Raw genomic sequence first — 5,942 nt, 5'->3', positions numbered from 1 at the left:
GCAATCGGCAGGTGTTTGCGGCTGGGTTGTAAATACTGTCCGATGGTCAGGATTTCTACGCCCCACGAACGCAAGTCTTCCATGACGGCTTTGACCTCGTCCATCGTTTCACCCAACCCGACCATAATGCCCGATTTGGTGAGCACATCCGGGTCGAGAATTTTGGCATTGCTCAGGGTGGCTTTAGCCCATTCGTAGCGGTCCTGCGGTTGAACCAGTTTGAACAGGCGCGGTACGGTTTCGACATTGTGATTGAGGATTTCCGGTCGGGCATTCATGACGATGCGCAGGGCCTCTACGCTGCCCTTGAAATCGGGGATCAGTACTTCGATCGAGCAACCGGGTAACAGTTCACGGATTCGGCGGATGACCATGGCAAATATCGGTGCGCCGCCGTCTTTGCGGTCATCGCGGTTGACCGAGGTAATCACGGCGTGCTGAAGGTTCATGGCTTTGACGGCCTGGGCAACCCGTTCGGGTTCGAGCCAGTCCAGGGCTTCAGGGCGGCCGCGCTTAATATCACAGAAGCCGCAGGTGCGCGTGCAGATGTCACCCATCATCAAAAAGGTGGCTGTGCCTGCTCCCCAACATTCACCCATGTTGGGGCAACCGGCTTCTTCACAGACGGTATGCAGCGCTTTGCGGCGCATCAATTGTTGGAGTTGTTCAAAGGTTTCACCGCTGGGGGCGCGCACGCGGATCCAGGAAGGGCGGCGCAGCGGTGTGGTATCAAACTTTTCGGGGTTGACCCGGTCGCGAGTGGCTTCTGGTGGCATGTTTTACCTCTAAATTCGCGAATATTTCACTCCGCCGATGAGGTGGCTTTTCAGCCCGGGCTGCGAAAGGCAGGAATTTCCCGTACCTGCCGATCCACCATAATGGAGTAATACGGTATCCAGATGATACCATACAGCGGAACGAAAATGTCCTTTTTGTACGGGCTGAGCGGAATTTCAACCTCATCGTTGACCATATCCGCCCAGCGATCTTGAATTTGTTTCAGCTCGCGGTTCTTTTCCGTTTCAATATCCTTGAGTTGTTTTTGTAATTGTTCCAGGGCCAGTTTGGCTTTTTCCAGCCGGTCTCTGGCCTCGCTGGTCAGACGGCGTTTGGTCATCGAACTGGAAAGGGTGGCGCGCCGTTTGCCGAACAGGTTCATAAGCGATTGCCCGTGGGTGGCTAACTCCTCCATTTGACGCTGTTTGTAGGTGTTTTCTTTATCGGCTACATCGCTCTTTGCGCGTTCAATTTTTCGATTGAGGTCTTCAATTTTTTTCTGGTAGAGGGTCTCCAGTTTATCCACCTCACTTTGCAGTGCTGAACGGGCTGCTTGAGCGCACTGTTCCCGAAATTCAGCGGTGGAAACTTCCGGCGCGGCGTACACTTTCAGCTTCTCGTTGGCGCGCACCCGGATGGTGGCGTTGCGGTAAACCCATTCCACAAAGTCCTGCTGAAAGGCGGTCAACTGGCGGGCATCGGCTAACCAGCCCGGCAGAGGAGCATATTGAGCGGCTGGCAGAGGTTGGGCGGTGATCTCAGCGCGCTTGAAGGGCCGCCAGTTGAAATCATCCCACTCGATCGAGCGTCCGCGCGTTTCCTGTACCAGTACTGCAACTTCACGGTTGATTTCAAGGTTGTACTTGCGTGCCAGATAGTTTATGTTCGCCTGCGCAAACAAAGCCGGGTAGTACACAAATCCCTTTTGCTCAATTTGAGCAGAGGGAGGGATATTTGCCTGACGGATGGATTCGGACAGAGGCAGATCATTTGGCAGGAAGTATTCTTCAACCCCGCTGGGAACAGGAGGGCGTGCGGAGGTGAAACCCTTTGCTCCGGCAGCCACAGGTGCGGAGCGGGCGCTTTGCAGATCGGATGTGGTCTGCTGTACGGGGGTAACAGAGACATCAGCAATCGAGGTCAGCGGCATTAATGATGGCAGTTGAGAGCGGGTCAATGGCCCGGCAAGGTAGTTCAATACCCAACGGGTTTGGAAGAGCAGCGGCTGTTTGGCATGAACACTGTGCAGGACGAAGACGCGCTTTCCCAGTGTGGAAATCAGACGATCCATTTGTTGACGGTTCACCCCGCCGCCGGCCGAATCCAGTCCGTCCAGCAGGCGTTGTTTATCCTGATCGGTTTGCAGGCGGCCGATCATCCAGGTGCCGGCATTGGACAGGCCTTTATAGTCCACATCTACCGGGTTCTGGGTTGCCAGCAGCAAGCCAACGCCGAAAGCGCGCGCCTGCTTGAGCATGCGCAGCATGACCGTTTTGGACGGCGGATTGCTCAGCGGCGGCAGGTAGCCGTAAATTTCATCCATGTAAATTAACGTGCGTAGATTTCCGGTGCCGCGCTGCGAGCGCATCCAGGATTCTATGGAGGCAAATAAAAGCGTTACAAAGAACATCCGCTCGCTTTCGTTAAGGTGAGCCAGATAAAAAATGCTGTGGCGGGCTTTGCCGTTGGGGCTGTAAAGAAAATTCTGAACATTCAACGGTTGTCCCTCACGCCAGACTTCAAAGGATGGAGAAGCCAGAAAATTGTTGAGCAACATCGCCAGCGAGAGGCGGTCTTTTTCGGGGAAGAAGTTATTGACCGGAAACGCCCCCAGCCGGTCGAAGGGTGGTTTTTGGGTTTGTAAGATCAGGTCGGTCAGGTCGAGCGATTTGCCACTGCTCCATGCGTGTTCAAGAATATTGGAGAGCAAAATATGTTCGCGTGAACGCAGTGGATCAATATCATTCAAGCCGATTAACCCCAGCAAAGCGGTGACAATGGTGGAAATTTTTTCGCGCAGAATCTCGCGATTTTCTGCCCAGGGCAGGTCGGGTGATTCAAAAGAAGAGAGGATGTTGACAGAAACAGCAGCGGAAGAGCCCGGCGAGTAAAGGGCAAAATCTACCGCGTCTTTCAATTCGCGAATCTGGTTGCTGCCCAATCCCCACTCCGCCAGCCCGTTCTTCCAGCGCAGGGCAGTCTCTTCGGCCAGCTGCCCTACCGTCTTTTCTTCCCTTCTGGCCGTTTCCGGGTCAATCCAGGGTTCAAAATCGCTGGGCAGCAGGTCGGGAAAGTGCAGCAGGAGGTTGGTGAGGTCGCCTTTGGGGTCAATGATGATGGCGGGAATGCCTTCCAGCGCGGCTTCTTCAAGCAGGCCAATGCACAGACCGGTTTTACCGGAGCCGGTCATACCGGTGACAACGGCGTGGGTGGTCAGATCGGCCGGGTTGAAGAGAATGGGCTGATCGAGCAGTTTTTTCTCGGCAGGATCGTACTGTTTGCCGAGGTAGAACACACCATCTTTTGAAAGCGCCATTTTCAAACTCCTCCTGAGCAGAATTATTCCAGCGAGTATAACTGATAAACTCCCCCAATGTCTTCAAAAGTCGGCAGCGTGTCCAGAAACGCTTCAAGCGCCAGAAGGCTGGGAAGCGGGTGTTTGGGGTCGGGATTATCTTTCATGAATTCTACACCTAAACGAAAGACCAGCAGGTGGGTAAACCCCTCGTTCTGCCACTGACGGCGGATTGCCGAAAAATCAGCGTAACGCATCCAGTTGCTCCGCCAGCGGTCCAGGTTTTCATCCGGTTTGCAGGCCGGCAGGCAGTAGAAAGCGCGTGGTTCATATATCATCAGGGTTCGGCTGCCCGGGGGCAGGCTGCGGATGGCTTCCATTGCCGGTTGATACCAGCCGGTATTTGCGGCGAGATAGTCCTGTAGGTTGGTGATGCCGAGGGCTGCCTGTGGTGTGGAGTGTTTGAACAAGTCGAGATGAACTTCCACGGTGGTGAAGGCAAGCACCAGAAGGAGCATGGCGGACAGCACACGCTGCAGGCGGATGGTGGATAACTGTAAGGAACTGGCCGAGCGGAAACCGAATGCCGCCAGAGCAGCAAAGCCAGGCATCAGTGGATAGACCATGCGTGTTTGCAGCAGGTAACCCGTAAAACGTCCTCCAATAGCCCACACCACCCAGCCAGCCAGAGCAAACACGGAGACCAATTGTAAGGTCTGCTGTTGTTCAGGGGTCAACTTGTGCCGTCCAATCCAGGCCAGCAAACCAAAGCCGAGCAGCAGCGGTCCAATTGAGGCGGCGTAGCCGGGGCCGCCTTCGATGCCCCATATGGTTGCCCGCCAGGGTAAAAATATCACATCCTGCCAGTCGCCATACGGTTCATCCTCAAAATAGATGGAGACGCGGATTTCATCCATTTCGGCTGCTGGAAAGAAGAACGGATAAACCGGATTGCCGGTGAACAGAACGTTCTTCATCAGCCATGGCAGGGTGAAAAGGGTGGCTGCTAATCCAAAGGTCAATACCCGCCTGGGGAGGAGATTCAGTGAACGGCGCGAGAGAAAAAAAATTGTACTCAAACCAACCAGCGCCAGTGTGCCAAACGGATATTTTGTACCGATGGCCATGCCGGCCATGGCACCTGCCAGCCAGAGGTACGAAGATTGCGATGTTTTGTGAAAACCATCCAGACTGATCAGGCAAGCCAGACCAAACAAGAGACCCAACCAGTCCACGTATCCCCACCCGCTGGAAAGAATCAGCGTGGAACCGGCAAACACAGCAGCGCAGCCTGCCCAGGCTGTTCGGCTGTCCCAATGGTTCACCAGCCAGCCGAATAAACCGGACAATCCCAGCAGGGCAAATGACCAGCCCAGAACGGTGGCAGCGGATGCGCCTCCCAAAGACATTGCCAACAGATAGAGCATTTCAGCATTTTGGGGGTAGCCGCTCATCATCAGCCAGGGCAGGTGGGTGATGCGCCCGGCAGAAAGATAGGCTTGCGGCAGGGTAAGGTGGTAAACCAGCGCGTCATACTTAATCGGGGGAGCAAGTGCCGTCCATAAAGGTGAGGAAAGTGCCAGTAGAATCAAGGTGCAAATCCAGCGCTCGCTGGTGCTGCCGTTTTGGATGATCTCTTTCCAGGTTTTCCAGTGTTCCAACCAGAGACGAATCGAGTGACGCGTGAGGAATAATCCTCCCAGCAGGAGCAGAGCAAACACCCATCTGTGAACTCCCAGCAGGCTGCCGATGAGCAGAATCAGCAGAGCGATCAGCCCCAGGCCAAAAATTGCCTGCATTGCCAGACTGGCCAATGGATGAAAGGGTAATGGGCGCAGGATTCGGTTACCGATTCCCCCTGCCAGTGCAAGGATTGACCCTGCCAGCAGGATTCGCCACAGGTTTAGACTGAAGGCAAGCGCAAAGGAGGAGTCAAAGGGTTTGTGGGTGACATAATAAAATGTAATAACCGAAACCGGAATCAAAAATGCTGCCAGAGCGGTTAAGAATGTTGCGTTTCTTTTCATCGTCTACATTGATTTGGAAGAAAGGCTGGATAAGATGGAATGATTTAATTATAGCCAAGAAAGGGGGTGCCTGATCCGCTTTGGCGGCGGTGGGATTTTGATATAATCGAGATATTCATCATCAATTTCATATTTTTTTTCTCCGGGAGGAAAGAGGATGAGCGTACCTGCACCACAAAAACCCCAATCAGGTGAGAAAATACGCATGGAGGGGGGGCAGTTAATGGTTCCTGACCAGCCCATTATCCCCTTTGTGGAAGGAGACGGCACCGGGCGGGATATCTGGCGCGCCTCGCAGCGGGTGTTTGATGCGGCAGTGGAGAAAGCCTACGGCGGGAAGCGTAAAATTCACTGGCTGGAAGTGCTGGCGGGTGAAAAAGCCTTCCAGCAAACCGGCAACTGGCTGCCCGATGAAACCCTGGCGGCATTTCGAGAATATCTGGTGGGTATCAAAGGCCCATTGACGACGCCGGTGGGCGGCGGGATTCGCTCGTTGAATGTTGCATTGCGGAAGGCTCTGGATTTATATGTTTGTCTGAGGCCGGTGCGCTACTTCAAGGGCGTGCCTTCGCCGGTGCGCCGACCGGAAGATGTGGATATGGTCATCTTCCGCGAAAACACCG

Annotated in this window: 4 protein-coding genes; 1 reads left to right on the top strand and 3 read right to left on the bottom strand. The window is 54.3% G+C overall.

Going from position 1 to position 5,942, the window contains the following annotated elements; translation table 11 throughout:
* The 3 genes from lipA to ACWIZX_RS10910 all read right to left on the bottom strand — a co-directional run.
* Positions 1 to 776 (bottom strand): lipoyl synthase (gene lipA, locus ACWIZX_RS10920; protein WP_448335788.1); only part of this gene is annotated, 776 nt, incomplete at its 3' end.
* A 50-nt stretch (positions 777 to 826) separates the two neighbouring features.
* Positions 827 to 3,313: a helicase HerA domain-containing protein gene (locus ACWIZX_RS10915; protein ID WP_448335787.1), complete on the bottom strand. Its 2,487-nt coding sequence runs from the start codon at positions 3,311 to 3,313 to the stop codon at positions 827 to 829.
* Positions 3,314 to 3,336: 23 nt separating this feature from the next.
* On the bottom strand, positions 3,337 to 5,319 hold the full coding sequence (locus ACWIZX_RS10910; protein WP_448335786.1) for an ArnT family glycosyltransferase: 1,983 nt from the start codon (positions 5,317 to 5,319) through the stop codon (positions 3,337 to 3,339).
* Between the two features lie 157 nt (positions 5,320 to 5,476).
* Between ACWIZX_RS10910 and ACWIZX_RS10905 the strand changes: the two genes are divergently transcribed.
* Positions 5,477 to 5,942, top strand: a 466-nt coding sequence (locus tag ACWIZX_RS10905) for an isocitrate/isopropylmalate family dehydrogenase (protein WP_448335785.1), incomplete at its 3' end; no start/stop codon positions are given.

The organism is Bellilinea sp. (genome assembly GCF_053501535.1).
The sequence above is the reverse complement of the archived record's forward strand: the minus strand, read 5'-3'. Positions and strand labels throughout refer to the sequence as shown.

Coding starts and splice junctions, on each gene's coding strand:
- ACWIZX_RS10915 (WP_448335787.1), bottom strand. CDS start 3,313: ATGGCGCTTTCAAAAGATGGTGTGTTCTACCTCGGCAAACAGTACGAT.
- ACWIZX_RS10910 (WP_448335786.1), bottom strand. CDS start 5,319: ATGAAAAGAAACGCAACATTCTTAACCGCTCTGGCAGCATTTTTGATT.